A 24,507-nucleotide genomic window follows, 5' to 3' on the forward strand; every position below is an offset into this window, starting at 1 on the left:
CGTCTGCCGCATCGGCAGGCGCCGGTGATGTGTTGCCGCTCGACCGGAATGGACATCGGTCAGTCGTCTCGCCGGGCGCACGCGCCCGTGCACTGCCCGACCCGATCCGCAGCACGCGGGGACGGTTCGGCCATCTCGCCGCACCTGCGGCACCCTCTCAAATAAGGAACGATCGATGTCCAATGTGTCGCAACGTCGTGCGCCCACGCGCGCGCTGGTGGTCCTGGGTGTGTCCGCGCTGACCTCGCTGCTGGCGGTGCCGGCGTTTGCCGGTCAGGTCAATCTTTCCGGCCTGGATTCGCAGCCCACCCTGGATCGCTTCATCGTCAAGTACAGGGACGGTTCCAGCGCCGCGGTGAGCCCGACCTCGATGCGTGCATCGCTCAGGTCGGTCGCCACCGCCGTGCCCGCACGCGCCGGCCGTGCGCTGGGCCTGAATCACGTGCGTCGCACCGCGCTGGGCTCGGAAGTGCTCAAGACCGACCGCGGCCTGGACCGCGCCGAGGCCGAGACGCTGATGCGCCGGATCGCCGCCGACCCGAGCGTGGAGTACGTGGAAGTCGACCAGATCATGTACCCGACGCTGACCCCCAACGACACCCGTCTGTCCGAGCAGTGGGGCTTCGGCACCACCGCCTCGAGCATCAACGTGCGTCCGGCCTGGGATACGGCCACTGGCACCGGCGTGGTGGTGGCGGTGATCGACACCGGCATCACCAGCCACCCGGACCTCAATGCCAACGTGCTGCCGGGCTACGACTTCATCAGCGACGCGGCACGCGCGCGCGACAACAACGGTCGCGACAGCAATCCGGCCGACCAGGGCGACTGGCGCGCTGCCAACCAATGCGGCTCCGGCGTGGCAGCGGCCAACTCCAGCTGGCATGGCACCCACGTGGCCGGCACCATCGCCGCGGTCACCAACAACAGCACCGGCGTGGCCGGCACCGCGTTCAATGCGCGCATCGTGCCGGTGCGTGCGCTGGGCCTGTGCGGCGGCACCACCTCCGACATCGCCGATGCGATCGTCTGGGCGTCCGGCGGTACCGTGTCCGGGGTGCCGGCCAACGCCAACCCGGCCGAGGTGATCAACATGTCGCTGGGCGGCAACGGCACCTGCTCCAGCACCTACCAGAACGCCATCAACGGCGCGGTGTCGCGCGGCACCACGGTGGTGGTGGCGGCCGGCAACAGCAATGCCAACGTGGCCAACTTCACCCCGGCCAGCTGCGCCAACGTGATCTCGGTGGCGTCGATCACCTCGGCAGGGGCGCGTTCGAGCTTCTCCAACTTCGGCAGCACCATCGACATCTCCGGCCCCGGCTCGGCGATCCTGTCCACGCTCAACAGCGGCACCACCACCCCGGGCAGCGCCAGCTACGCTTCCTACAACGGCACCTCGATGGCGGCCCCGCACGTGGCCGGCGTGGTGGCGCTGGTGCAGTCGGCGGCGAGCCGTCCGTTGACCCCGGCGGCGGTGGAAACCCTGTTGAAGAACACCGCCCGTCCGCTGCCGGGCGCCTGCTCGGGTGGCTGCGGTGCCGGCATCGTCAACGCGGCCGGTGCCGTCAGCCAGACCCCGTAAGCCACGCGCGGTGCCAGCGGCCGGACCGTTGGCACCGCGTCGGTCTGCGTGATGCAGTGTGGCTGCAGCACGCTTGGTCTCCCCATTGCCCCGCCAAAACGCGGGGCAATGGCGTTTTTGGGGTGTACGGGGAGGGCCGGTCGGCGCAGTTCCGGTCGTCGCCGGCATCTGCCCTTCAAGCGGCCGCCTTAACGAACCCCATGGTTCGCCACGTATGGCCGGCGATCCCGGCTCAGGTCCGCTCGTACCGGGTCGATAGCGTGGGCAGGTGGGCAGCGACGCCAGTCGGCGCGCCTCACCACGATGCGAAGCGGCACACCTGTGCCCGCGTTTGCACCACGACATCTTGGGGAGGGGTCGATCCATGCACCATCTATCATTCAAAGGGTTACGCCATGTCGCGCTGGCCTGTGCACTGCTGTGCGGCACTGCGCCCGCGTTCGCCGGCGATGTCAGCCTGCAGGGGCTGGGGTCGGCGTCGGCCCATCAGCGTTTCATCGTCAGCTACAAGGACAGCAGCGCTGGCAACCGTGGCGGGCGTCTGAGCGGCTCGCTGCGCGAGATCGCCCGCGCAGTGCCGGCGCGGCGCGGGCGCGCGCTCGGCCTGTCGTCGTCGCGCTGGCTGGGCGTCGGGCCGCAACTGCTGGTGGCCGACCGTGCGCTGGACCGGGTGGATGCGGAAACGCTGATGCGGCGTCTGGCGGCCGACCCGTCGGTCAAGCGCGTGGAAGTGGACATGCTGATGCGTCCGATGCTGGTGCCGAATGACACCCGCCTGTCCGAGCAATGGGCGCTGGGCACCACGACCGCCGGCATCAACGTGCGGCCGGCCTGGGACAAGGCGACCGGCAAGGGCGCGGTGGTGGCCGTGATCGATACCGGCGTCACCACGCATCCGGAGCTGTCGGCCAATGTGCTGGCCGGCTACGACTTCATCAGCGACGCCTTCATCGCCCGCGACGGCAACGCACGCGACACCAGCGCCGCCGATGTGGGCGACTGGGCCGCGGCCAACGACTGCGGCAGCGGCGCCAGCGCGTCCAGCTCCAGCTGGCATGGCACCCATGTGGCCGGCATCGTCGCGGCCGCCGCCAACAATGGCGCCGGCACGGCAGGCGTGGCATTCAATGCCAAGGTGCTGCCGGTGCGCGTACTGGGCCGTTGCGGCGGCTATCTGTCCGATATCGCCGATGCGATCGTGTGGGCCTCCGGCGGCACGGTGTCCGGTGTGCCGGCCAATCCGACCCCGGCCAAGGTGATCAACCTGTCGCTGGGTGGCATCGGCACCTGTTCGACCACCTTGAGCAATGCGATCGCCAGCGCGGTATCACGCGGCACCAGCGTGGTGGTGGCCGCCGGCAACAGCAATGTCGATGTCTCCAACAGCGTGCCGGCCAATTGCCCGAACGTGATCGCGGTGGCCGCGACCACGTCGTCCGGGGCCAAGGCCAGTTTTTCCAACTTCGGCAAGGGCGTGGATATCGCCGCTCCCGGCCAGGCGATTCTGTCCACGCTCAACAGCGGCACCACCGCGGCGGGCAATCCCAGTTACGCGGTCTACAGCGGCACCTCGATGGCGGCGCCGCACGTGGCCGGCGTGGTGGCGTTGATGCAGTCGGTGGCGCTCAATCCGCTCAGTGCGGCCAGCGTCGAAGCCATGCTCAAGAGCACTGCGCGTGCATTGCCGGTGGCATGTCCGCAGGGGTGCGGGGCAGGGCTGGTCAATGCCGATGGTGCGGTGGCTGCGGTGATCGCCTCGACCACCCTGACCAGCAATGCAGCGCGCAGCGGCCTGGCCGCGGCGACCGGTGGTTCGCTGTATTACCAGGTCAATGTGCCCGCGGGCACGCGCAGCCTGCGGGTGGCGCTCAGCGGAGGCAGCGGCAATGCCGATCTGTCGCTGCGCGCCGGCGCATTGCCCAGCGATACCGCCTATGGCTGCCGTACCGCGGTGGTGGGCAACGCCGACAGCTGCACGCTGACCGCGCCTGCGGCAGGGGTGTATTACGTGCGGCTCAAGGCCACGCTGGCATTTTCGGCGGTCACGCTGGTGGCCACGTACTGAACGTGCGCGCGGCCCTGCGCCGGTGGGTGCAGGGCTGCGCCCGGCCTATGCGCGTGATCGCGCGTCGGGCACGTGGCACCGGCGCACCACTCACGTTTCCTGGCACGTGCGTGATCGCTGCCGCAAGCAGGAGGCACTTTTTGCATGTCCCAGGTGCTGGCCGGCGCCAGCCGACATACACGCGGCACGGGGATCGCCGCGTCTAGTCGCAGACACTGCAGGGCCGCGCCTGCAATGCGGCGACGATGCCGTCGCCCGGCAATGCCAGCAGCAAACCGCGTTGCCCGGCGTTGATCCACAGCGACGGGGCATCCAGTGCGCTGGCTTCGATCAGCACCGGCGCCTGGCGTTGTTGCCCGAGCGGGCTGATGCCGCCGACCTTGTATCCGGTGCGACGCTCGGCATCGGCCACCTCCATCATGCGCGCGGACTTGCCGTGGCAGGCACTGGCCAGTTTCTTCAACGACACCCGGCGATCGCACGGGATCACCACGCATACGGCCTGGTCGTCGACCCAGGCCATCAGTGTCTTCAGCACCGTGTGGGGCGCCAGCCCCAGGGCGGTTGCCGCCTGCACGCCCTTGGCGTCCGCATCGGCCTGGTATACGTAGGGGTGCAACACATAGGCCACGCCGGCGGCATCCAGGGCACTGGTCGCGCGGGTGGCCTTGCTCATGGCGTCAGAGCGACTCGAAGCGGTTGGCGGCGACGTTCTTGCGCACCGTTTCCGGATTCCAGATGCGCCCGTTCATGGCGATGTACACGCCGGCCGGCAGCGACTGCACCGCGCCGACCGCGCAGCCGATATTGAACTCGGCATCCGAGCCGCGGAAGCGCGCCGGATTGAGCGCGCCGGTCATCACGATGGTCTTGTCGGCGATCGACTGCAGCACCTTGCCGGTTTCCACCATCGAATCGGTGCCGTGGGTGATCAGCACGTGGCGCGTCGGCTGGGCGGCGATGGTGGCGCGCACCAGTTCGCGGTCGGCATCGGTGATGTGCAGCGAATCCTTGCGGATGATCGGGATCACCGAGAAGCGGAAGGTCACGCCCAGTTCCTTGAGGATCTGGCCGATCTGCGGGTCGCCGATCTGGTAGTCCGATTTGTCGTCGAAGTAGATCTTGTCGATCGTGCCACCGGTGGTGACGATCAGGAGGTCTTCCATTGCTGCCGGTCCTTCAAACGGGCGCGGTGCAGGCCGCGCGAGGGCCGTCATGATACGACCCCGGCGCGTGCGCTGCCCAAGCCGGGTCAACGCGGAGGGCGAGGGCGGCCGAAGCGCGCCGCCATCCCGGGGCCACCCACCAGTGCCACCACGAGCAGGGCCAGCAGCACTTCCAGCCACGCCAGTGCACGCGCCTGCGGCTGGCTCCAGGCGGCCATCACGCCGTGACTGAACCAGCCCAGCGCGAACACGCCGGCCCAGAAACGCGCGCGCGCGCTGCGCAGCGCCAGCGCGGCCATCAGCGCCGGCGGCAGTGCAAACACCAGCAGCGCCGCGGCGCGGTGGCGGTCGTCGTGAAACCAGGTCACGAACAACACCGTCAGCGCGATCAGCGCGGCGGTCAGCAACCAGTGCGTGGCGCGCAGGCTCACGGGCTGGCCAGGCGCCGGGCGATGTCGGCCACCCGCCGGCCCAGCGCACGCGCCAGCACGGCTTCGTCCTCGCTCGGTTGCGGGTCGCCGCCGGCGCCGGAGACATGGCTGGCGCCATAGGGCGTGCCGCCGCTGGTGGTGTGGCTGAGTGCCGGCTCGGTGAACGGGATGCCGACGATCAGGCAGCCGTGGTGCAGCAGCGGCAGGTGCATCGACAGCAAGGTGGATTCCTGGCCGCCGTGCATCGCGGCGGTGGAGGTGAACACGCCTGCCGGCTTGCCGGCCAGGGTGCCGCTGGCCCATTCGGCGCCCAGGCTATCGAGGAAATGCTTCATCGGCGCGGCCATGTTGCCGAAGCGGGTCGGGCTGCCCAGCAGCAGCCCGCTGCACTCGGCCAGATCGGCCTTGTCCACATACGGCGCGCCCTCGTCCGGCACCGGCGGGGCGCTGGCCTGGGTCACTGCCGCCACCGGCGGTACCGTGCGCAGCCGCGCGCTCATGCCGGGCACTTCGCCGATGCCGCGCGCGATCTGCCGCGCCAGCCGCGCCACCGAACCGCCACGGCTGTAATACAGCACCAGAATCTCCGCCATCGCGCATCCACCGCCTGTGTAAGTTGCCGCAGTATCGGCCAAGCCACCACCTCGCTGCACGCTGCGGCTGCGGCAAGGCCGCGATGACGGCGCATCGGGTACCCTTGCGCGATGTCGCGTGTGAACAAACTCCACCAATGGAAGGAACGGCTGCGCGACCGCGCGCGGACCGTGAGCTTCGGGCGCTTCCTGTGGCGCCGCTTTCTCGATGACCGCCTGTTCCAGGCCGCCGCCTCGCTCGCCTACACCACGGTGTTCGCGCTGGTGCCGCTGGCGATCGTGGTGTTCGGCGTGTTGTCGGCGTTTCCGGCCTTCAACGAATGGAAGGACGCGCTGACCGACTTCATCTTCAACAACTTCGTGCCCGGCGCGGCGCGTTCGGTGCAGAACTACCTCAACCGTTCGCTGGAAGATCTGGGCAAGTTCACCGTGGCCGGCATGGTCGCGCTGGTGGCCTCGCTGCTGATCACCCTGCACAGCATCGAGCAGACCTTCAACAGCATCTGGCGGGTGGCCGCCGCACGGCCGAAGGTGACCCGCTTCCTGATCTACTGGACGGTGCTGACCCTGGGCACGATGCTGGCGGCGGCTTCGATGGCGATGGCCGCCTATGTGTTCGCATTGCCGCTGTTCCGCACCACCGAAGGCCAGTGGCTGGCCGAATTCGCCTGGCGGCTGGCGCCGATGGCGGTGGAGTTCGTCTGCATCGTGCTGATCTACCGCGTGGTGCCGCAGCATGCGGTGCGCCTGCGGCACGCGCTGCCGGGCGCATTGCTGGCAGTGATCCTGATGGAGATCGTCAAATGGGGCTTCGGCTTCTATCTGGGCAACTTCCAGACCTATCAGCGCATCTACGGCGCACTGTCGGCGCTGCCGATCCTGCTGCTGTGGATCTATCTGAGTTGGGTGTCGGTGCTGCTGGGCGCTTCGCTGGCCTCGTCGATGTCCGCGTTTCGCTACCAGCCCGAAGCGATGCGGTTGCCGCCGGGCTTTGAGATCTATGGCCTGCTGCGTTTGCTTGGTCGTTTCCGCCAGGCACGCATCCATGGCAACGGGCTGGACGAAGACCGCATCCTGGCGCTGGAGCCGATGCTCACCGACACGCTGATGCAGGAGTTGCTGTGCGAACTCAAACGCATCCGCCTGCTGCGCCGCGACGAGCGCGGCCAATGGCTGCTGGCGCGCGACCTGGACGTGGTGCCGCTGGCCGAACTCTACGAAAACTGCCAGCTGCGCGTGCCGATCGAAGACCGCCCCCTGCCGTGCCGCGACGATGCCTACGGCCAGGCTGCGTCCGCTGCGCTGGAACAACTGCGTCAACCCTTGCGCAGCGTGCTGGCGCAACCGGTCGGCGACCTCTACACCCACCTTCCCGGAGACCCCTCATGACCGTGCGCCTCGTGCGCGGCGCCTGTGCGCTGCTGTTGCCGCTGTTGCTGCTGACCGCCTGCAAGCCCGCCAGCGAGGGCGCGCCCGCTGAGGGCGGTGCAGCGCCTGCGCCCACCGCGCAGACGCCGCAAACCCCTGCCGCCCCTGCCGACCCGGCAGGCGCGACCGACTCCTCGGTGGTGCAGCAGACCGCCGAGATGCCCAAGCTGTCGCTGCCGACCGTGACCGGCGAGGCCTACGACCTGGCCGCGCATCGCGGCAAGTGGGTGGTGGTCAATTTCTGGGCCACCTGGTGCGCGCCGTGCCTGAAGGAGATGCCCGAGCTGTCGGCGCTGCACACCATGCGCGACACCATCGAAGTGGTGGGCCTGGCCTATGAAGACATCAGCAGCGCCGACATGCAGGCGTTCCTGAAGGACCACCCGGTGTCGTACCCGATCGCCGTCCTCGACCCCTACCAGCCGCCCCAGGACTTCGCCACGCCACGCGGATTGCCGATGACGTATCTGATCAGTCCGGACGGCAAGGTCGCCAAGCAGTTCCTCGGCCCGGTCACCGCACGCGACATCGAAACGGCGGTCGGCATCACCGGCAAGGCCGGTTGATGCAGGCGGCGCGCTTTATCGTCACCGGCGTGGTGCAGGGTGTGTGGTTCCGTGCGTCTACCCGCGAGCGCGCGGTTGCGCTGGGCCTGCGTGGACACGCGCGCAACCTGCCCGACGGCAGTGTGGAGGTGGTCGCCGCCGGGACCGACGCCGCCCTGGATGCGCTGGAGACCTGGTTATGGCAAGGCCCGCCGGCGGCCCGGGTCGCGGCGGTGACACGCATGCCCTGCGCGCAGCCGCCGACTGAAGAATGTGTAACTGGCTGAGTCGCTGCCGCCGGCGCAGGCCAACAGACTTGCGATGCGTCGCCGATAACCTTGTCAGCGCGATCAGGCGCGCAGGGGAACTATATGGCCGCTCCATCTCAAGATCACACCGACGGGCACGAACCGCCTGCCCACCATCGCAACCGCCGCCTGGCGCAGCTTGCGCCATGGCTGTACCTGGGGGTCGTGGCGGGCAGCGGCTGGTTGTTGTTCCTGCAGCCGCAGACCCGTGTGCTGCAGCCTGGGCAGGCGGCCACCAGCTGGCTGCTGGCCTGGATCTTCGGCGGCATCGCGATCGGTGCGGTGCTGTGGAGCCTGAAACTTGCTCGTCGCGGCCTGGGCCCGTCCGCAGCTGGCTATCCGCTGTCGGCGCGTCTGCCCGATTCCTGGGCAGATGCCTATGCTGCCCTGTTGCGCCCGGCCACCGCCGCGCCGATGACCGCGTCCAGGCCCGATCCTGCCGGCACCCAGCGCGGCGCAGCCTGGCACCGTTTCGGCGGCGGCATGCTCAGCGTGGAAAATTTCGATCCCAATGACGCCACCCGTGCGCCCTGGGACAACCTCGATGCCCAGGCCTGCATCGCGCGTCTGGACGATGTCCGTCCGGCCTGGCAGAACGCCACCGCCAACCGCGCACTGCAACAGGAGCGTCGCTACTGGCTGGATGTGGTGCTGTCGCTGCTCGACCATGGCGTGATGCGGCCGCTGCAGGACGGCTACCTGCCCGACACCGCCACGCTGCGCACCGAACGTTTCCTGCTCGGCGCCGATGCCGGCCCGGTCGTCCTGGCCGAGGTGCCTGCACTGTTCGCCCGCCGCCTGGCGCTGGCGATCGAAAGCCTGCCGGCCCCGCAACGCGAAGCCGCCGGCGTCCAATGGCGTCTGCTGCAGCAATTGCACGGCCTGGTTGCCGAAAGCCGCATGCTGGACGAGCGCTCGCAGGTCATCCAGGTGCTGGCGTGGAATCCGGACGTGGACCTGGATCAGGTCGAAGTGGCCTACATCCTGGCCGCCGAGTACCGCCAGGGCATGCGCGACTGGTTGCGCCGCGCTGCGCTGGTGCGTCTGCCCGACAGCGCGCTGCGCCTGGACGAAGTGCTGCTATCGTCCTGCAGCCCGCTCGGTCCGCAGGCCGACGATGTGGATTACATCGAAGCGATGCGCCCGCTGCACCGCGGGTTCATGCAGCTGTTCAGTCAGCGCCTGAGCCAGCTGGTCTTGCAGGCCGAACAGGCCGAACGCCAGTCCGGCCTGTATCCCCTGCCGCGCGCCACGGCCAGCGACGAGATCTCTCAGGACTGGCCGGCGTAATCGTCGATCGGTTCCAGCACTCCGTAACGTTCCTTGTGCGGCTTGCCATCCAGCGGTGGCAGTTGCAACGTGTCATCGGGCACCGCGATGTCCGGGAGCCGATCCAGCAGGTTGCGGATCAGACTCAGTCGGCCCCGCTTCTGGTCGTTGAAATCCACCAGCGTCCACGGCGCGTCCGGCGTATGTGTCACCTCGAGCATGCGCTCGCGCGCGGCGGTGTAGTCCTCGTACTTGCTGCGTGACTGCAGGTCCACCGGCGACAACTTCCAGCCCTTGAGCGGATCTTCCTGGCGTTCGGCAAAGCGCTGTTCCTGCTCGGCCTGATCCACGCACAGCCAGTACTTGAACAGCAGGATGCCGTCGTCGACCAGCAGTTGTTCAAAACGCGGCGCCTGATCGAGGAACGCTTCGTACTGGGCGTCGGTGCAATAGCCCATCACCCGTTCCACGCCGGCGCGGTTGTACCAGCTGCGATCCATCAGCACCAACTCGCCCGCCGCCGGCAGGTGCGCCACATAGCGCTGGAAATACCATTGCGTGCTTTCGCGGTCGTTGGGTGTCGGCAATGCCACCACCCGGCACTGGCGCGGGTTCAGATGGCTGGCGATGGCCTGGATCACGCCGCCCTTGCCGGCGGTGTCGCGGCCTTCCACCAGCACCAGCGCGCGCTGGTTGGTGTGGCGCAGCCAGCGGGCCATGTTGACCAGTTCCAGCTGCAGCGGTGCCAACAGCTTCTTGTAGGCCTTGCGTTTCAGGTGCGACATGCGCGTTCCGACAGCGATGAAGCGCGCAGGCTATTCGCCCAGGCGTGGACGCAGTGTCGCCAGATTGCAGGGCTTGGTACGTGCATCCAGCTGCGCACGCACGATCTTTTCCCAGGCCGTACGGCAGGCCGAGGTGGAGCCGGGCAGGCAGAACACGAAGCTGTGGTTGGCCAGCCCCGCAAACGCGCGCGACTGCAGCGAAGAGGTGCCGATTTCGTCGACGCTGACCGCGCGGAACAATTCGCCGAAACCGGGCATGGTCTTGTCCAGCAATGGCGTGATTGCCTCCGGCGTGCTGTCACGGCCGGTAAAGCCGGTGCCGCCGGTGATCAGGATGCCGTCGACCTGCGCATCGGCGATCCACGCGGAGACGATCGCGCGCATGCGGTAACGGTCGTCCGGACACAGGGCGCGCTCGTGCAGCACGTGACCATCGTGAGTCAGGGCATCGACCAGATAGTCGCCGGAGCGATCATCGGCCAGCGTGCGGCTGTCGGACACCGTCAGCACGCACAGGTGCAAGGGAATGAAGTCGAGATTGGAAGGCATGCCCCAAGCCTAGCGAGCCGGGACGCGCGGGTACAGCACCACGGCGTGAAGCCGCAAAACCCAGCTGCTGGCTTCGGTCAGGGCGGCAGCGCGGCCGGGGATCGGCTCCTCGGCTCGGCACATCCCTCTGTGCAGCTCTCCGCCAATCCCCGGCCACGCTGCCGCTCTGCACGTTGTTTCCATGACCTGAAAAGGTCTCGAAGAAATTCAATGACGCTTTTAAGCACCTCTCCGCAGGGGCGAGGAGGCACAGCTGGGCGCGCGTGCCTTGGAGCGCCCGCGCCGCAAGCGCGGGCCGGGGCACGGAGCGGGGGCGGGTTGGGGTACAGCAGAAGACAGCCATCTACCTTGGAAAGGCAAGCAGGCCGCTAGTTACCTGGCCAACCATGTTGGCGCGCGAGTGCTTGCATCAGGTCGGCGAACCCGTCGGCAAACCCATCCATATCGAACACGCCCGACGCTCGCCGACGCTCCGCCACCCGCGCACGCAACGCACTCAACGCGGCTGGATCACTCGCCAACGCCACCGCCTTGGCCACAAACGCGGCGTCGTCGGCCACATTCATCTCATCCAGCCCCAGGTGATGATTCAGGCTGCCGGCCACGCGCGCGGCAAACGTCTCGCCGGGCGTCGTCAGCACCGGGCAACCCGCCCATAACGCATCCGAGGCGGTGGTGTGCGCGTTGTACGGATGCGTATCCAGGAACAGGTCGGCATGCCGGTAGCGCGCCAGATACTGCGCATGCGGCAGCTTCGGCATGAACACCAGGCGCTGCGCATCCACGCCTTGCGCCTGCGCCACCGCACGCAGGCGCGCGTCGGCCTCGCCCGGCCCGGACAACAGCCACAGCACGCTTCCCGGCACCGCGCGCAACACCGCCAGCATGCGCGCCATGCTGCGTGGATTGAGCTTGTAGCTATTGTTGAAGCAGCACAGCACCACGCCATGCTCGGGCAAGCCGCACTGCGCCCGCGATGGTGGTTCGGCGACCACGCGCGAGGTATCCGACGGCTGGAACGCACCGTTCAGGCGCAGCACGCGCTCGCGATAGAACGGCTCCAGCGACGGCGGCAGCGCAAATGCATCGCCCAGCACGTAGTCCATCCACGGCGCGCCCGATGTGCCCGGGTAGGCCAACCAGTTCAGCTGCACCGGCGCCGGCCGCAGCGCGAACACTTCCGGGCGCCCGCCGCCACCCCAGCCGCGCAGGTCGAACAGCAGATCGATGCCCTGGTCGCGGATGTGCTGCGCGGTGGCCGGGTGCCCGAGCGTGGTGACATCGTGCAGCGTGGTGGCGTGCGCCAGGCGCGTGCGGATCGCGCTGCGGTCGTCGTGGCTGGTGGCGAACAGATGCAGTTGCAGCGCCGGCTGCCGGCGCTTCAGCGCTTCGAACAACGCCACCGTCAGCAAGCCGGTGGGGTGCGCGCCAAACCCATTGGAAACGAAGCCTAGCCGCAGCGCACCCCGGCTGCGCACGGCAGTCGGCGCCAGCGGGCGCAGCATCGCGGCGACGGCCTGCGCGCGTGTCCGTGCACACGCCAGCTGTTCGGCTGCGCTGGCGTCCTCGCTCAGGAAGGCGAACGGTTCCACCGCCGCAGCGCCCTGCGCCACGGCATTGCGCACCTGCGCAGCAAGTGCATCCAGCGCGCGCCAATCGCACAGGCGGCGTCGCCAGTTGAGCAATTGCGCAGTGATGTACGGCTCGTCGGGCAGCAACTGATGCGCACGCGTGTACGCGGCCGCCGCAGCTTCGGCCTGGCTCGCATCTTCCAACGCATGCCCAAGCCATAACGCGATGCCCGGATGCTGCGGCACCAGGTCCGATGCCTGCTGCAGCAACGCTGCCGCCTCGGCATGCCGTTGCTGCGTCCAGCGCACCCGGCCAAGCCGGGCCACGGCTTCCGGGTGGCCCGGCTGCAGCGCGAGTGCGCGTTGCACCGCGGCCTCGCCCGCAACGATCGCGCCCATGCCGAGTTCGGCATCGGCCAGCATCAGCCAGGCGACGAAATCGCCCGGCTGGCGCCGCACCGCCTCGCGCAGCTGCAGCAGCTCGCGCGGGACCTGCGCACTCACGGGCTGTCGCTCAACCGTGCCAGTTCGTCGGCCTGATGCTCGTGGAGCAGGCGTGCGATCAGCGCATCCAGATCGCCTTCGATGATGTTGGGCAGGTCGTACAGCGTCAGGCCTTCCACGCGGTGGTCGGTGATGCGTCCCTGCGGGAAGCTGTAGGTGCGGATGCGCTGGCTGCGGTCACCACTGCCGACCTGCAACTTGCGCGTCTGCGCTTCGGCGGCGGCCGCCTTGCTGCGTTCGGCTTCCACCAATTGCGCCTTCAGCCGCTTCATCGCCTTGTCGCGGTTGGCGTGCTGGCTGCGCTCGGTCTGGCATTCCACCACCACGCCGCTGGGTACGTGGGTGATGCGGATCGCCGACTCGGTCTTGTTGACGTGCTGGCCGCCGGCCCCGGAGGAGCGGAAGGTGTCCACTTTCAGGTCGGCCGGGTTGATCACGATCTCTTCCACGTCGTCGGCTTCGGGAATGATCGCCACCGTGGCCGCCGAGGTGTGGATGCGGCCCTGTGATTCGGTCGCCGGCACGCGCTGCACACGGTGGGTGCCGGATTCGAACTTCAACCGCGAATACGCGCCGCGTCCGACCACCCGTGCCACCACCTCCTTGTAGCCGCCGTGCTCGCCGGGGCTGTCGGACTCGATCTCCACCTTCCAGCCCTGGCGCTCGGCATAGCGCGCATACATGCGAAACAGGTCGCCAGCAAAGATCGCCGCCTCGTCGCCACCGGTGCCGGCGCGCACTTCCAGGAACAGGTTGCCGTCGTCGCGCGGGTCGCGCGGCACCAGCAGCAACGCCAGTTGCGCATCCAGTTCTTCCAGGCGCGCCTGGGCGGCGGCGATCTCCTCCTCGGCCAGTTCGCGCATTTCCGGATCGTTGCGCATCGCTTCGGCCGCGCTCAGGTCGGCCTTGGCACGCGCCTCGTCTTCCAGGGCCACGGCCACCGGCTCCAGCTGCGACAGTTCGCGCGACAGCGTGCGGAACCTGTCGTTGTTGCTGACCACATCGGGGTCGGAGAGCAGGTGCTGCAGTTCTTCGCGGCGCTCGGCCAGCGCTTCGAGCTTACGGCGCAGGGTCGGCGTCATCGGTCCTCGCGATCGGGGTAGTGACAGGGGGATGTTGGTAACCGGGCTTTTCCGGGAACAGCCGGTCGGCCGCGCTGGTCAATTCCAGGTCGTTGTTGAGCGCAGCATCGCGCAGCGCGGCGGTGGGCGGATGCAGCAGCCGATTGGTCAGCGCGTGCGCCAGCTGTTCCAGCACCTCGTCGGCCGGCTTGCCGTTGTGCAATTGCTGGCGCGCCTTGGCCAGCAGCTCGTCACGGGTGCTGTCGCCGAACGCGCGCAAGCGCTTGAGCGGCGCCTGGCGCGCATTGGCCTGCACCGTTTCGACATAGCGTGCCACCTGCAGGTCGATGATGGCCTCGGCCTGGTCGGCGGCTTCCCGGCGGCCACGGCGGTTGTCTTCCACCGCGCGTTCCAGGTCGTCCACGGTGTACAGGTAGGCATCGCCCAGCTCGGCCACCGAGGCTTCGATATCGCGCGGCACCGCCAGGTCGAACAGCAGCATCGGCTTGCGTTTGCGCGCGCGCAGCGCCTGGTCCACCTGCGCGCGCGTGACGATCGGCTCGCGCGCGGCGGTGGCCGAGAACACCACGTCGGCCTCGGCCAGGTGGCGGTCCAGATCGGTCAGCGGCAGTGCGTAGCCGCCGTGCTGGCTGGCCAGCGCCTGCGCATGGGCGAGCGTGCGATTGGCGATCAACAGGCGGCGCACGCGGCCTTCGCTCAGATGCTTGGCGGCCAGCTCGATGGTTTCGCCTGCGCCGATCAACAGCACGGTGGATTCGTTGAGCCGTGCGAAGGATTCCTGTGCCAGCCGCACCGCGGTGGAGGCCACCGACACCGGGTTGGCGCCAACGCGGGTATCGGTCCGTGCCCGCTTGGCCACCGAGAAGGTCTGCTGGAACAAGCGGTCCAGTCCGCTTCCCAGCGCGCCGTGCGCACGCGCCACTGCCCAGGCATCCTTCACCTGGCCCAGGATCTGCGGCTCGCCCAGCACCATCGAGTCCAGCCCGGTGGCGACGCGGAACAGGTGGCGTACCGCCTGCTCCTCCTGATGCTGATACAGATAGCCGCTCAAGCCAGGGGCGTGGGTTTCCAGCCAGCTCACCAGGCTGTGCGGGTCGTCGGCCATCGCATACAGCTCGGTGCGGTTGCAGGTGGACAGCAACGCGGCCTCGCGCACCTGCGGCAACGCGCGCAGGGATTCGAGCGCGCGCGGCAACGCGTCACCTGCGAACGCCGCGCGTTCGCGCAGGTCCACAGGTGCGGTCTGGTGATTCAGTCCGAGCACCCACAACGTCATTGTTCAGTTGCTTGCGATAAGCTGGCGGCCATTCAGGGCCCCATTTTACGGCCCGGTTGCCCCCGATGCCTGTACCGATTCGCATCCTGTGTGTTCTTCTGCTGGTCGCAGTCTCCACCAGTGCCACCGCAGTACCCAAGAAAGCACCGCCCGCGCCGCCGCCCAAGGGCGTCGGCACCACCTCGCTGGAGCCGGTGCTCGCCGGCGAATTCGCCTTGCAGGCCGGGCAGCTGGACGAGGCCGCCCGCGCCTATCTGGACGCTGCCAAGGCCGAGGCCGGCGACGCCGGGCTGGCCGAGCGCGCTGCCCGCATCGCCATGCTGGCCAACGACGACCCGCGTGCGATCGAGGCCCTGGCGTTGTGGCGTGCCCGCGCACCCTCGTCGATGTCCATGCGCAGTACCGAAGCCTCGCTGGCCTTGCGCCGCAACGACTTGCGGACCGCCCGCCGCGATCTGCTCGGCCTGCTCAAGGAATCCGACCCGCGCGGCTGGCGCTTCGCCCTGATCGCCCTGGCCAATGGCGGACGCGAGCCGGAAGCCTCGGCCGACGTGCTCGAGGACCTGGTCAAGGCCGGCGCCATTCCCAACCAGATCGAAGCCTGGCAGGAGTTCGGCCGGCTCGCCCTGCGCATGGAGCGCCCGGCGCTGGCCAAGCGCATCGTCGACGAAGTGGTGCGCCGTTTCCCCGAGGAGCCGCGCGTGGCCTTGTTGCACGCCACCCAGCTGCAGCAGGAAGGCAAGAACGAGGAGGCGCTGGCGCTGCTGAAGACTGTCGAGCCGCAGGCGGTCAAGGATTCCGAGCTGCGTGGCGCGCTGGCCTTTGCCTACGATGCCATGGGGCAGACCGAAGCCGCCGCGCGGGTGCTGTCGACCGGGCCGCAGGACACCCAGACCTACGGGCTGCGCGCCTCCATGCTGGCCAAGGAAAAGGATCGCACTGCGCTGGAGGCGCTGTACGGCGAGCTCAAGAGCAATGCCGCCAAGCCAGACCCGGACCGCCGCCTGCTGCTCGGCAAGATCGCCGAATTCCTCAAGCGCTACGACGAGGCGGTGGAGTGGTATCGCGGCGTACCCGGCGGCCCGCAGCTGAGCGAAGCGCGTCTGCGCGCCGCCAGTGCGCTGTACGAGTTGGGCCGCAAGCCCGAGGCGCTGGCCGAGGTCCGCGCCTTGCAGAGCGATGCCACTGCCGACGACGACGCACGTCGCGACGCCTATGTGCTCGAGGCCGAGCTGCACCAGCGCGCCGGCGACGCACCGGGCGAACTGGATGCCTTCGAGCGCGGCCTAGCCGCCTATCCGGACGACGGAGCCTTGCTGTACGCCCGCGGCCTGGCCTGGGAGCGCCGCGACGATGTCGCACGTGCCGAGGCGGACCTGCGCAAGATCCTGGTCGCCGAGCCGGAAAACGTGGCGGCGCTGAATGCGTTGGGCTACACCCTGGCCGACCGCACCACCCGCTACAAGGAAGCGCTGGCGTTGATCGACCGCGCCCGCACCGCCGACCCGGACAACCCGGCCATCGTCGACAGCTACGGCTGGGTGCTGTACCGCATGGGCCGCGCCAAGGAGGCCCTGGTGCAGCTGCGCCGTGCCTGGGCCCTGGTCAAGGACCCGGAAATCGCCGCGCATGTGGGCGAGGTGCTGTGGGTCAGCGGCAAGCAGGACGAAGCGCGGCGCTACTTCGATGAAGCGCGGCGTCTGGACCCGGACAACCGCGCGCTGCAACGCGCCGTGGAAAAATTCGGCCTATGAGCAAGGCGATCCGAACACTGGCCCTGAGCGGGCTGGTGCTGGTCGGGCTGTCGGCCTGCGTCAGCGTGCCGCGCGGGCAGGGCAGTGGCGCGGCCGTGGTGGAGCAGGTGTCCGAGCGCGAGCGCCAGGCCGAAGCTGCGCGCCAGGCCTGGCTGCAGGCGCATCCAAATTGGTCGTTCCAGGGCCGGGTGGCGATCAGCAAGGGCAGTCAGGGCGGGAGCGGCCGCATCGACTGGCAGCAGGACGGTGCGCAATACCGCGTGCAGCTCAGCGCGCCGGTGACCAGGCAGAGCTGGGTGCTCACCGGCGACACCACCACTGGTGCCGGACGCCTGGAAGGACTGGAGGGTGGCCCGCGCAGCGGCCCCGATGCCGAGCAGGTACTGCTGAAAGCGACCGGCTGGACCATCCCGGTCAACCAGATGCCGGACTGGGTCCGTGCGCTGCGCATCGCCGACGCGGGCGCCGAACGCGTGGACCTGGATGCAGCCGGTCGGCCGCGGACCGTACAGCAGGATGGCTGGACGATCGATTTCCTCGCCTGGGCGCCGGCCGGCGAAGGCCAGCCCGAGCTGCCGCAGCGCATCGAAGCCCGCAACGGCGAGGCCAAGGTGCGCCTGCTGGTCGACCACTGGGCGGTGTCTCCTTGATGCCTGCGGCGCAAGCGGGCTGGTCGGCGTGGCCTGCGCCGGCCAAGCTCAACCTGTTCCTGCGGATCGTCGGGCGCCGCGCCGATGGTTACCACCTGCTGCAGACCGTGTTCCGGCTGCTGGGCTGGGGGGACACCATTCATCTTCGCCTGCGCGATGACGGGCTGATCCGGCGTCTCGGCGACAGCCTGCCCGGCGTGGCGGAAGACGATGACCTGGTGATCCGTGCCGCGCGCCTGCTGCAGTCCAGCGCGGGCACGCAGGCCGGTGCCGACATCCGGGTCGACAAGCGCATCCCCGCCGGCGGCGGTTTCGGGGGTGGCTCGTCGGATGCCGCCACCGTACTGGTCGCGCTGAACGCCTTGTGGGGCCTGGGTTTGCCGGTCGATACGCTGGCCGGGCTGGGATTGCGGCTGGGCGCCGACGTGCCGGTGTTCGTGCGCGGGCACAATGCCTGGGCCGAGGGCGTCGGTGAGCAACTGACGCCGATCAGCCTCCCGGCAGCGTCCTATGTGCTGGTCGATCCGGGAATCCACGTGCCCACCCCGGCCTTATTTCAGTCACGGGAATTGACGCGGGATGCTGCGCCCGTGAAAATAGCGGACTTCGCTTCGGGTTCTCTGCTCGGCAATGCGTTCGAGCCGGTCCTGCGGCGCCGTGAACCCGCCATCGAGGCAGTGTTCCAGGCGCTGTCCAGGATCGGGACGCCGCGTTTGACCGGGTCAGGGAGCGGGTGTTTCGTCGAATTCGCCACGCGCGCTGCTGCAGAGCAGGCCATGGCGCAGTTGCCGGGCAGCCTGAGGGCGTGGGTCGTGGAAGGTGCAGCGCACTCGCCACTGCTCGACGCACTGGACGCGAGACAAGTTTGATGCAGGGGCGTCGCCAAGAGGCCCAAGGCACCAGGTTTTGATCCTGGCATTCGTAGGTTCGAATCCTACCGCCCCTGCCAATATGCAGATCCCTCTGCAACAGTCGTATATGCAGATCCTTCTGCAACAGCCCGCACCTCCATGTGCGGGGATTCAAGGAAAGCCCGGCATTTGGTCGGTTTGTCCAGCTCAACCATCGCCCGCACGCTCTTCGCCGCCGCCCGAGAGACCTCATGCAAGACCAACGTAATCTGCTGGTGTTCTCCGGCAATGCCAACAAGCCGCTTGCCCTGAGCATCTGCAAGGAGCTCGGTGTTCGCATGGGCAAGGCGCTGGTCACGCGCTTTTCCGATGGCGAGGTGCAGGTCGAAATCGAGGAAAGCGTGCGCCGGCAGGAAGTGTTCGTGATCCAGCCGACCTGCGCGCCAAGTGCGGAAAACCTGATGGAGCTGCTGGTGCTGATCGACGCGCTCAAGCGCGCCAGCGCCGCATCGGTGACTGCGGTCATCCCGTACTTCGGCTACTCGCGTCAGGACCGCCGCATGCGTTCCTCGCGCGTGCCGATCACCGCCAAGGTTGCCGCCAAGATGATCTGCGCGATGGAGGCCGACCGCGTGCTGACGGTCGATCTGCACGCCGACCAGATCCAGGGCTTCTTCGACGTGCCGGTGGACAACGTCTACGCCTCGCCGCTGCTGCTGGCCGACATCTGGCGCGCCTACGGCACCGACAACCTGATCGTGGTGTCGCCGGACGTGGGTGGCGTGGTGCGTGCGCGCGCCGTCGCCAAGCGCCTGGACGATGCGGATCTGGCCATCATCGACAAGCGTCGTCCGCGCGCCAATGTGGCCACGGTGATGAACATCATCGGCGACGTGCAGGGCAAGACCTGCGTGCTGGTCGACGACCTGGTCGATACCGCCGGTACCCTGTGCGCAGCCGCCGCAGCGCTGAAGCAGCGCGGCGCGCTCAAGGTCGTGGCCTACATCACCCACCCGGTGCTGTCCGGCCCGGCGGTGGACAACATCAACAATTCGCAGCTCGACGAGCTGGTGGTCACCGACACGATTCCGCTGACCGAAGCTGCGCGCACCTGCGCCAAGATTCGTCAGCTGAGCGTGGCCGAACTGCTGGCCGAGACCATTCGCCGCATCGCCTTCGGCGAATCGGTGAGTTCGCTCTACGTCGACTGAACCCCATTCGGTGCCCGCAGTGTGCGGGTGCCGGTACCACGTCTCTCCTGGTCGCGGGTGAGACGCTTCATCGCCGCGAGGCGGTATTCCAATCTAGGTAGTGAAACAACATGGCAAAGACTCACGAAATCAAGGTCGAGCGCCGCGCAGACGAGGGGAAGGGTGCGAGCCGCCGCCTGCGTCACGCTGGCGTCATTCCGGCCATCGTCTACGGTGGCGAACTCGAGCCGGTCAGCATCCAGCTCAACCACGAGCAGATCTGGCTTGCCCAGCAGAACGAGTGGTTCTACTCGTCGATCCTGGACCTGAACCTCAATGGCGACGTGCAGCAGGTGCTGCTGCGTGACATGCAGCGCCATCCGTTCAAGCAGCTGATCATGCACATCGACTTCCAGCGCGTCAGCGCCAACGAGAAGCTCAGTGCCGCTGTGCCGCTGCACTTCGTCAACGAGGCAACCTCGCCGGCCGGCAAGTCCAGCGAAGTGGTCGTCACCCACGAGCTCAACGAAGTCCAGGTGGTCTGCCTGCCGAAGGACCTGCCGGAGTTCATCGAGGTCGACCTCGGTGCCCTGGAAGTGGGCAACGTGATCCACTTGTCCGAGATCAAGCTGCCGGCCGGCGTGGAAATTCCGGAGCTGAAGCTGGGCAAGGAGCACGACGTGGCAGTGGTTGCTGCCAAGCACGTGCGGGTCGAGGAAGAAGACGCTGCCGGTGAAGAAGGCAGCGACGGCGCCGAGACCAAGTAAGCCGTTGGCCGATCCTTCGCACTGCGTAGGATCGGCCGCGGTCGCTGGCATGTCTGCACTCCGCCTGATTGTCGGACTCGGAAATCCCGGTCCGGAACACGCGCAAACCCGGCACAACGCCGGGTTTCGTTTCGTCGATGCCCTTGTCCAGCGCCATGGCGCGCGTTGGGGGCTGGATGCCAAGTTGTTCGGCGAGACCGCCAAGGTCGAGATCGCCGGCCAGCCGGTCTGGCTGCTCAAGCCGGCCACCTTCATGAATCTCAGCGGCAAATCGATCACCGCCGCGTTGCGGTTCTGGAAGATCGAGCCGGAGCAGTTGCTCGTTGCACACGACGAACTGGATCTTGCGCCGGGCATCGCACGGCTCAAGTTCGATGGCGGCCACGGTGGCCAGAACGGCCTGCGCGATACCATCCGCCTGCTGGGGCACGGCAAATTCCACCGCCTGCGGGTCGGTATCGGCCATCCCGGCCACAAGGACCGCGTGGTGCCCTGGGTGCTGGGACGGGCAGGGCGCGACGACGACGCGGCAATCGGGACTGCAGTGGACGCCGCCATCGACGTGCTGCCGCTGGCAATGCAAGGTAATTTCAACGAGGCGATGAAGCGCCTGCATACGGAAAAATAGAGAATGGGGAATCGGGAATGGGAGGAGCGCTGCTCTTGCCATTCTCGATTCCCGATTCTCCATTCACTGGAAAACCCATGGGTATCAAATGCGGCATCGTCGGCCTGCCCAACGTCGGCAAGTCGACCCTGTTCAATGCGCTGACCAAGGCGGGCATCGCTGCGGCCAATTTCCCGTTCTGCACCATCGAGCCGAATGTCGGCATCGTGCCGGTGCCGGACCCGCGCCTCAATCAGCTGGCTGAGATCGTCAAGCCGCAGAAGTTGATTCCGACCGCGGTCGAGTTCGTCGACATCGCTGGCCTGGTGGCGGGCGCTGCAAGCGGCGAGGGGCTGGGCAACAAGTTCCTCGCGCACATCCGCGAGGTCGATGCGATCACCCACGTGGTGCGGTGCTTCGAAAACGACGACGTCATCCACGTCAACAACAAGGTCGACCCGATCGCCGATATCGAAACCATCGATACCGAGCTGGCGCTGGCCGACCTGGACAGCGTGGAAAAGGCACTGAACCGTGCCGAGCGCAGCGCCAAGGGCGGCGACAAGGACGCAGCGGCGCGCAAGCCGGTGCTGGCCAAGTTGCAGGCCGCGCTGGCCGACGGCAAGGCCGGGCGTGCAGCCGGTCTGGACGAGGATGAAAAGGCGCTGGTGCGCGACCTGTTCCTGCTGACGCTCAAGCCGGTGATGTACATCGCCAACGTGCTTGAGGACGGCTTCGAGAACAATCCGCACCTGGAGGCAGTGCGCAAGCATGCGTTGACCGAGGGTGCGGAAGTGGTGCCGGTCTCGGCAGCGATCGAAGAAGAGCTGTCGCAGCTCGACGACGAGGACCGCGACACCTTCCTGGCCGACCTGGGGTTGGACGAGCCGGGCCTGAATCGCGTCATCCGCGCCGCCTACAAGCTGCTCGGCCTGCAGACCTACTTCACTGCCGGCGTCAAGGAAGTGCGCGCGTGGACGGTCAAGGCTGGCTCGACCGCGCCGCAGGCCGCGGCGGTGATCCATACCGATTTCGAGAAGGGCTTCATCCGCGCCGAGACGATCGGCTTTGACGACTTCATCAAGCACCGCGGCGAAGCCGGTGCGCGCGATGCCGGGCGTCTGCGCCTGGAAGGCAAGGAATATCGCGTGCAGGAAGGCGACGTATTGCACTTCCGTTTCAACGTCTGATCCCGTGCGCGCGGCGCTGGTCGTCGCGCGCTTTCGGGAGTGGCGAAGAGTTCAAAATTTTTGTTGACACCGGGTGCGTCCCACAACAAAATAACGGGCTGCTTCACCCCGAACCGAATTCGCTTCATCGCGCACCGGTCCGGTAGTAAAAGCTGGAGGGATACCCAAGCGGCCAACGGGGGCAGACTGTAAATCTGCTGGCTTACGCCTTCGGTGGTTCGAATCCACCTCCCTCCACCAGTTTCACGTTGTGGCATGCAGTTCCCGGCGCGGGAGTAGTTCAACGGTAGAACCTCAGCCTTCCAAGCTGATGGTGCGGGTTCGATTCCCGTCTCCCGCTCCATTGAACGCAAATGCATGGCATAATGCAAAACTCGCTCACGTAGCTCAGTCGGTAGAGCACCTCCTTGGTAAGGAGGAGGTCGAAGGTTCGATTCCTTTCGTGAGCACCATTACTCAATCGTCTTCAACTCCAAACGATTACCGAGACACGCACCCATGGCAAAAGCTAAATTTGAGCGCACCAAGCCGCACGTGAACGTCGGCACCATCGGTCACGTCGACCATGGCAAGACCACGTTGACAGCCGCGCTGACCAAGATCGGTGCTGAGCGTTTCGGTGGCGAGTTCAAGGCGTACGACGCGATCGACGCGGCGCCGGAAGAGAAGGCGCGCGGCATCACGATTTCGACCGCACACGTCGAATACGAATCCCCGACCCGTCACTACGCGCACGTCGATTGCCCCGGCCACGCCGACTACGTCAAGAACATGATCACCGGTGCGGCGCAGATGGATGGCGCGATCCTGGTGTGTTCGGCCGCCGACGGCCCGATGCCGCAGACCCGCGAGCACATCCTGCTCTCGCGTCAGGTCGGTGTGCCGCACATCGTCGTGTTCCTGAACAAGGCTGACATGGTCGACGACGCCGAGCTGCTCGAGCTGGTCGAGATGGAAGTGCGCGAGCTGCTCAGCAAGTATGACTTCCCGGGCGATGACACGCCGATCATCCACGGTTCGGCGCGTCTGGCGCTGGACGGCGACCAGAGCGACATCGGTGTGCCGGCGATCCTGAAGCTGGTCGAGGCGCTGGATTCGTTCATTCCGGAGCCGACCCGCGACGTCGACCGTCCGTTCCTGATGCCGGTCGAAGACGTGTTCTCGATCTCCGGCCGCGGCACCGTGGTGACCGGTCGTATCGAACGCGGCATCATCAAGGTTGGCGACGAAATCGAAATCGTCGGTATCCGTGACACCCAGAAGACCACCGTCACCGGCGTGGAAATGTTCCGCAAGCTGCTGGACCAGGGTCAGGCGGGCGACAACGCCGGTCTGCTGCTGCGCGGCACCAAGCGTGACGACGTCGAGCGTGGCCAGGTGCTGTGCAAGCCGGGTTCGATCAAGCCGCATACCGAGTTCGAAGCCGAAGTCTACGTGCTGTCGAAGGACGAGGGTGGCCGTCATACCCCGTTCTTCAAGGGTTACCGTCCGCAGTTCTACTTCCGCACCACCGACATCACTGGCGCCTGCCAGCTGCCGGAAGGCGTGGAGATGGTGATGCCGGGCGACAACGTGAAGATGGTCGTGACCCTGATCAATCCGGTCGCGATGGACGAAGGTCTGCGCTTCGCCATCCGTGAAGGCGGTCGTACCGTCGGCGCCGGCGTGGTTGCCAAGATCGTCAAGTAAGTGCCTGCGTCCAGTCGCCTTGCGGCGGCTGGATTCAAACGAATGGCGGGCCGGCTAAACCGCGGTCCGCCTTCGTTGTCTTAGGGTTTGCGGTAAACGAGTACATACGCCAGTAGCTCAATTGGCAGAGCAGCGGTCTCCAAAACCGCAGGTTGGGGGTTCGAGTCCCTCCTGGCGTGCCACTCCTCTTTCCGGCCCAGCGATTCGGGTCAGATCGGTAACTAGAGCCGGATGAATAGCAAAATCGAGCCTTCCAAAAGCGCGTCTGCTGCCAGCGCCGATATCGTGAAATACGTCATCTCCGCGCTCCTGGTGGTCGCGGGGTTGTTTGTGTGGTTCTGGTTTTCTGCACCTGAGCGTGCCACGCAGTTTGGAGCCTGGACGCCGCAGTTGCGTGCGCTGGCTGTGATCGTGGGGTTGGTGGCCGGTGCGTTTGTGTTTCTGGGGACCGGCAAAGGCCGGGAAGCCCGTGAATTCATGTCCGAATCCAGGTTCGAGTTGCGCAAGGTGGTCTGGCCGACGCGCCAGGAAGCCATCCGCACGACCTGGGTCGTGATTGTTGTTGTGATCATTCTGAGTTTGCTGTTGGGCGGCTTCGACTTCGTCATCCAGAAGCTCACGCAGTGGTTCCTGGCTCGTTGAGGAGAATCAA

At 67.2% G+C, this 24,507-nt stretch carries 24 protein-coding genes and 5 tRNA genes; 20 read left to right on the forward strand and 9 right to left on the reverse strand.

Features of this window, described 5'->3' with window-relative positions:
* Window positions 1-175: 175 nt before the first annotated feature.
* Together EO170_RS02640 and EO170_RS02645 are read left to right on the forward strand one after the other, a co-directional pair.
* A complete protein-coding gene (locus EO170_RS02640; protein WP_164740885.1) occupies window positions 176-1,585 on the forward strand; it encodes a S8 family peptidase in 1,410 nt (469 codons plus the stop codon).
* A gap of 364 nt (window positions 1,586-1,949) precedes the next feature.
* Window positions 1,950-3,650, forward strand: coding sequence for a S8 family peptidase (locus EO170_RS02645; protein ID WP_126942344.1), 1,701 nt, complete (start codon window positions 1,950-1,952; stop codon window positions 3,648-3,650).
* Between the two features lie 202 nt (window positions 3,651-3,852).
* Here the strand turns inward: EO170_RS02645 and ybaK are convergent, their stop codons facing one another.
* The 4 genes from ybaK to wrbA form a co-directional block, all read right to left on the reverse strand.
* Window positions 3,853-4,326, reverse strand: a complete 474-nt coding sequence (gene ybaK / locus EO170_RS02650) for a Cys-tRNA(Pro) deacylase (RefSeq protein WP_126942347.1) — start codon at window positions 4,324-4,326, stop codon at window positions 3,853-3,855.
* Between the two features lie 4 nt (window positions 4,327-4,330).
* On the reverse strand, window positions 4,331-4,816 hold the full coding sequence (locus EO170_RS02655) for an asparaginase domain-containing protein (RefSeq protein ID WP_126942350.1): 486 nt from the start codon (window positions 4,814-4,816) through the stop codon (window positions 4,331-4,333).
* A gap of 86 nt (window positions 4,817-4,902) precedes the next feature.
* Window positions 4,903-5,247 (reverse strand): DUF2069 domain-containing protein, encoded by a 345-nt coding sequence (locus tag EO170_RS02660; protein ID WP_115676234.1) that lies wholly within the window; start codon window positions 5,245-5,247, stop codon window positions 4,903-4,905.
* Window positions 5,244-5,840, reverse strand: coding sequence for an NAD(P)H:quinone oxidoreductase (wrbA, locus tag EO170_RS02665; protein WP_115676235.1), 597 nt, complete (start codon window positions 5,838-5,840; stop codon window positions 5,244-5,246). Before wrbA ends, EO170_RS02660 begins: the two co-directional genes overlap by 4 nt.
* 111 nt (window positions 5,841-5,951) lie before the next feature.
* Between wrbA and EO170_RS02670 the strand changes: the two genes are divergently transcribed.
* The 4 genes from EO170_RS02670 to EO170_RS02685 all read left to right on the forward strand — a co-directional run bounded on the left by EO170_RS02670 (window position 5,952) and on the right by EO170_RS02685 (window position 9,411).
* Window positions 5,952-7,229, forward strand: a complete 1,278-nt coding sequence (locus EO170_RS02670; protein ID WP_104582248.1) for a YihY family inner membrane protein — start codon at window positions 5,952-5,954, stop codon at window positions 7,227-7,229.
* Window positions 7,226-7,834, forward strand: coding sequence for a TlpA disulfide reductase family protein (locus EO170_RS02675; protein WP_126942353.1), 609 nt, complete (start codon window positions 7,226-7,228; stop codon window positions 7,832-7,834). The genes EO170_RS02670 and EO170_RS02675 overlap by 4 nt, the downstream gene beginning before the upstream one ends.
* The gene (locus EO170_RS02680; protein WP_126942356.1) at window positions 7,834-8,100 is read left to right on the forward strand and encodes an acylphosphatase; all 267 of its coding nucleotides are present in this window, start codon (window positions 7,834-7,836) and stop codon (window positions 8,098-8,100) included. Before EO170_RS02675 ends, EO170_RS02680 begins: the two co-directional genes overlap by 1 nt.
* Window positions 8,101-8,184: 84 nt before the next feature.
* Complete coding sequence (locus EO170_RS02685) at window positions 8,185-9,411, forward strand: hypothetical protein (protein WP_119129693.1); 1,227 nt, start codon at window positions 8,185-8,187, stop codon at window positions 9,409-9,411.
* Here EO170_RS02685 and ppk2 read toward each other — a convergent pair.
* From ppk2 to hemA, 5 genes are all read right to left on the reverse strand, one after another.
* Window positions 9,393-10,175, reverse strand: coding sequence for a polyphosphate kinase 2 (ppk2, locus tag EO170_RS02690; protein WP_104582252.1), 783 nt, complete (start codon window positions 10,173-10,175; stop codon window positions 9,393-9,395). The two genes, EO170_RS02685 and ppk2, sit on opposite strands and share 19 nt — an antisense overlap.
* Before the next feature lie 30 nt (window positions 10,176-10,205).
* A complete protein-coding gene (moaB, locus tag EO170_RS02695) occupies window positions 10,206-10,724 on the reverse strand; it encodes a molybdenum cofactor biosynthesis protein B (RefSeq protein WP_039530503.1) in 519 nt (172 codons plus the stop codon).
* A gap of 368 nt (window positions 10,725-11,092) precedes the next feature.
* Complete coding sequence (locus EO170_RS02705) at window positions 11,093-12,799, reverse strand: tetratricopeptide repeat protein (protein WP_126942359.1); 1,707 nt, start codon at window positions 12,797-12,799, stop codon at window positions 11,093-11,095.
* The gene (prfA, locus tag EO170_RS02710; RefSeq protein WP_104582254.1) at window positions 12,796-13,881 is read right to left on the reverse strand and encodes a peptide chain release factor 1; all 1,086 of its coding nucleotides are present in this window, start codon (window positions 13,879-13,881) and stop codon (window positions 12,796-12,798) included. Before prfA ends, EO170_RS02705 begins: the two co-directional genes overlap by 4 nt.
* A complete protein-coding gene (gene hemA, locus EO170_RS02715; protein WP_104582255.1) occupies window positions 13,859-15,157 on the reverse strand; it encodes a glutamyl-tRNA reductase in 1,299 nt (432 codons plus the stop codon). The genes prfA and hemA overlap by 23 nt, the downstream gene beginning before the upstream one ends.
* A 65-nt stretch (window positions 15,158-15,222) precedes the next feature.
* Here hemA and EO170_RS02720 point away from each other — a divergent pair, with 65 nt between their 5' ends.
* The 14 genes from EO170_RS02720 (at window position 15,223) to secE (ending at window position 24,497) form a co-directional block, all read left to right on the forward strand.
* Complete coding sequence (locus EO170_RS02720) at window positions 15,223-16,911, forward strand: tetratricopeptide repeat protein (RefSeq protein ID WP_119129696.1); 1,689 nt, start codon at window positions 15,223-15,225, stop codon at window positions 16,909-16,911.
* Window positions 16,908-17,561 carry a lipoprotein insertase outer membrane protein LolB gene (gene lolB / locus EO170_RS02725; protein ID WP_126942362.1) on the forward strand — a complete coding sequence of 218 codons (654 nt, stop codon included), beginning with the start codon at window positions 16,908-16,910 and terminating at the stop codon, window positions 17,559-17,561. Before EO170_RS02720 ends, lolB begins: the two co-directional genes overlap by 4 nt.
* Complete coding sequence (gene ispE, locus EO170_RS02730) at window positions 17,543-18,430, forward strand: 4-(cytidine 5'-diphospho)-2-C-methyl-D-erythritol kinase (RefSeq protein WP_126942472.1); 888 nt, start codon at window positions 17,543-17,545, stop codon at window positions 18,428-18,430. Before lolB ends, ispE begins: the two co-directional genes overlap by 19 nt.
* Window positions 18,431-18,433: 3 nt before the next feature.
* Window positions 18,434-18,510, forward strand: a tRNA-Gln gene (locus tag EO170_RS02735).
* Between the two features lie 153 nt (window positions 18,511-18,663).
* Window positions 18,664-19,623, forward strand: a complete 960-nt coding sequence (locus tag EO170_RS02740; RefSeq protein ID WP_104582258.1) for a ribose-phosphate diphosphokinase — start codon at window positions 18,664-18,666, stop codon at window positions 19,621-19,623.
* Between the two features lie 110 nt (window positions 19,624-19,733).
* Window positions 19,734-20,369 carry a 50S ribosomal protein L25/general stress protein Ctc gene (locus EO170_RS02745; RefSeq protein ID WP_104582259.1) on the forward strand — a complete coding sequence of 212 codons (636 nt, stop codon included), beginning with the start codon at window positions 19,734-19,736 and terminating at the stop codon, window positions 20,367-20,369.
* A 49-nt stretch (window positions 20,370-20,418) separates the two neighbouring features.
* On the forward strand, window positions 20,419-20,997 hold the full coding sequence (gene pth, locus EO170_RS02750; RefSeq protein WP_126942365.1) for an aminoacyl-tRNA hydrolase: 579 nt from the start codon (window positions 20,419-20,421) through the stop codon (window positions 20,995-20,997).
* A gap of 77 nt (window positions 20,998-21,074) precedes the next feature.
* Window positions 21,075-22,166 carry a redox-regulated ATPase YchF gene (gene ychF / locus EO170_RS02755; protein WP_104582261.1) on the forward strand — a complete coding sequence of 364 codons (1,092 nt, stop codon included), beginning with the start codon at window positions 21,075-21,077 and terminating at the stop codon, window positions 22,164-22,166.
* A gap of 154 nt (window positions 22,167-22,320) precedes the next feature.
* Window positions 22,321-22,406 (forward strand) — tRNA-Tyr (locus tag EO170_RS02760).
* 29 nt (window positions 22,407-22,435) lie between these two features.
* A tRNA-Gly gene (locus EO170_RS02765) sits at window positions 22,436-22,509 on the forward strand.
* 33 nt (window positions 22,510-22,542) lie between these two features.
* Window positions 22,543-22,618: transfer RNA gene (locus EO170_RS02770), tRNA-Thr, on the forward strand.
* Between the two features lie 46 nt (window positions 22,619-22,664).
* Window positions 22,665-23,855, forward strand: a complete 1,191-nt coding sequence (gene tuf, locus EO170_RS02775) for an elongation factor Tu (protein WP_104582262.1) — start codon at window positions 22,665-22,667, stop codon at window positions 23,853-23,855.
* Between the two features lie 106 nt (window positions 23,856-23,961).
* Window positions 23,962-24,037, forward strand: a tRNA-Trp gene (locus tag EO170_RS02780).
* 49 nt (window positions 24,038-24,086) lie between these two features.
* Window positions 24,087-24,497: a preprotein translocase subunit SecE gene (gene secE / locus EO170_RS02785; protein ID WP_126942368.1), complete on the forward strand. Its 411-nt coding sequence runs from the start codon at window positions 24,087-24,089 to the stop codon at window positions 24,495-24,497.
* Window positions 24,498-24,507 lie beyond the last annotated feature (10 nt).

Source organism: Xanthomonas sp. BRIP62409, from assembly GCF_003992965.1.
In the GTDB taxonomy this organism is placed as follows: domain Bacteria; phylum Pseudomonadota; class Gammaproteobacteria; order Xanthomonadales; family Xanthomonadaceae; genus Xanthomonas; species Xanthomonas euroxanthea.

Coding starts and splice junctions, on each gene's coding strand:
- EO170_RS02640 (WP_164740885.1), top strand. CDS start 176: ATGTCCAATGTGTCGCAACGTCGTGCGCCCACGCGCGCGCTGGTGGTC.
- EO170_RS02645 (WP_126942344.1), top strand. CDS start 1,950: ATGCACCATCTATCATTCAAAGGGTTACGCCATGTCGCGCTGGCCTGT.
- ybaK (WP_126942347.1), bottom strand. CDS start 4,326: ATGAGCAAGGCCACCCGCGCGACCAGTGCCCTGGATGCCGCCGGCGTG.
- EO170_RS02655 (WP_126942350.1), bottom strand. CDS start 4,816: ATGGAAGACCTCCTGATCGTCACCACCGGTGGCACGATCGACAAGATC.
- wrbA (WP_115676235.1), bottom strand. CDS start 5,840: ATGGCGGAGATTCTGGTGCTGTATTACAGCCGTGGCGGTTCGGTGGCG.
- EO170_RS02670 (WP_104582248.1), top strand. CDS start 5,952: ATGTCGCGTGTGAACAAACTCCACCAATGGAAGGAACGGCTGCGCGAC.
- EO170_RS02675 (WP_126942353.1), top strand. CDS start 7,226: ATGACCGTGCGCCTCGTGCGCGGCGCCTGTGCGCTGCTGTTGCCGCTG.
- EO170_RS02680 (WP_126942356.1), top strand. CDS start 7,834: ATGCAGGCGGCGCGCTTTATCGTCACCGGCGTGGTGCAGGGTGTGTGG.
- EO170_RS02685 (WP_119129693.1), top strand. CDS start 8,185: ATGGCCGCTCCATCTCAAGATCACACCGACGGGCACGAACCGCCTGCC.
- ppk2 (WP_104582252.1), bottom strand. CDS start 10,175: ATGTCGCACCTGAAACGCAAGGCCTACAAGAAGCTGTTGGCACCGCTG.
- moaB (WP_039530503.1), bottom strand. CDS start 10,724: ATGCCTTCCAATCTCGACTTCATTCCCTTGCACCTGTGCGTGCTGACG.
- prfA (WP_104582254.1), bottom strand. CDS start 13,881: ATGACGCCGACCCTGCGCCGTAAGCTCGAAGCGCTGGCCGAGCGCCGC.
- hemA (WP_104582255.1), bottom strand. CDS start 15,157: ATGACGTTGTGGGTGCTCGGACTGAATCACCAGACCGCACCTGTGGAC.
- EO170_RS02720 (WP_119129696.1), top strand. CDS start 15,223: ATGCCTGTACCGATTCGCATCCTGTGTGTTCTTCTGCTGGTCGCAGTC.
- lolB (WP_126942362.1), top strand. CDS start 16,908: ATGAGCAAGGCGATCCGAACACTGGCCCTGAGCGGGCTGGTGCTGGTC.
- EO170_RS02740 (WP_104582258.1), top strand. CDS start 18,664: ATGCAAGACCAACGTAATCTGCTGGTGTTCTCCGGCAATGCCAACAAG.
- EO170_RS02745 (WP_104582259.1), top strand. CDS start 19,734: ATGGCAAAGACTCACGAAATCAAGGTCGAGCGCCGCGCAGACGAGGGG.
- pth (WP_126942365.1), top strand. CDS start 20,419: ATGTCTGCACTCCGCCTGATTGTCGGACTCGGAAATCCCGGTCCGGAA.
- ychF (WP_104582261.1), top strand. CDS start 21,075: ATGGGTATCAAATGCGGCATCGTCGGCCTGCCCAACGTCGGCAAGTCG.
- tuf (WP_104582262.1), top strand. CDS start 22,665: ATGGCAAAAGCTAAATTTGAGCGCACCAAGCCGCACGTGAACGTCGGC.
- secE (WP_126942368.1), top strand. CDS start 24,087: ATGAATAGCAAAATCGAGCCTTCCAAAAGCGCGTCTGCTGCCAGCGCC.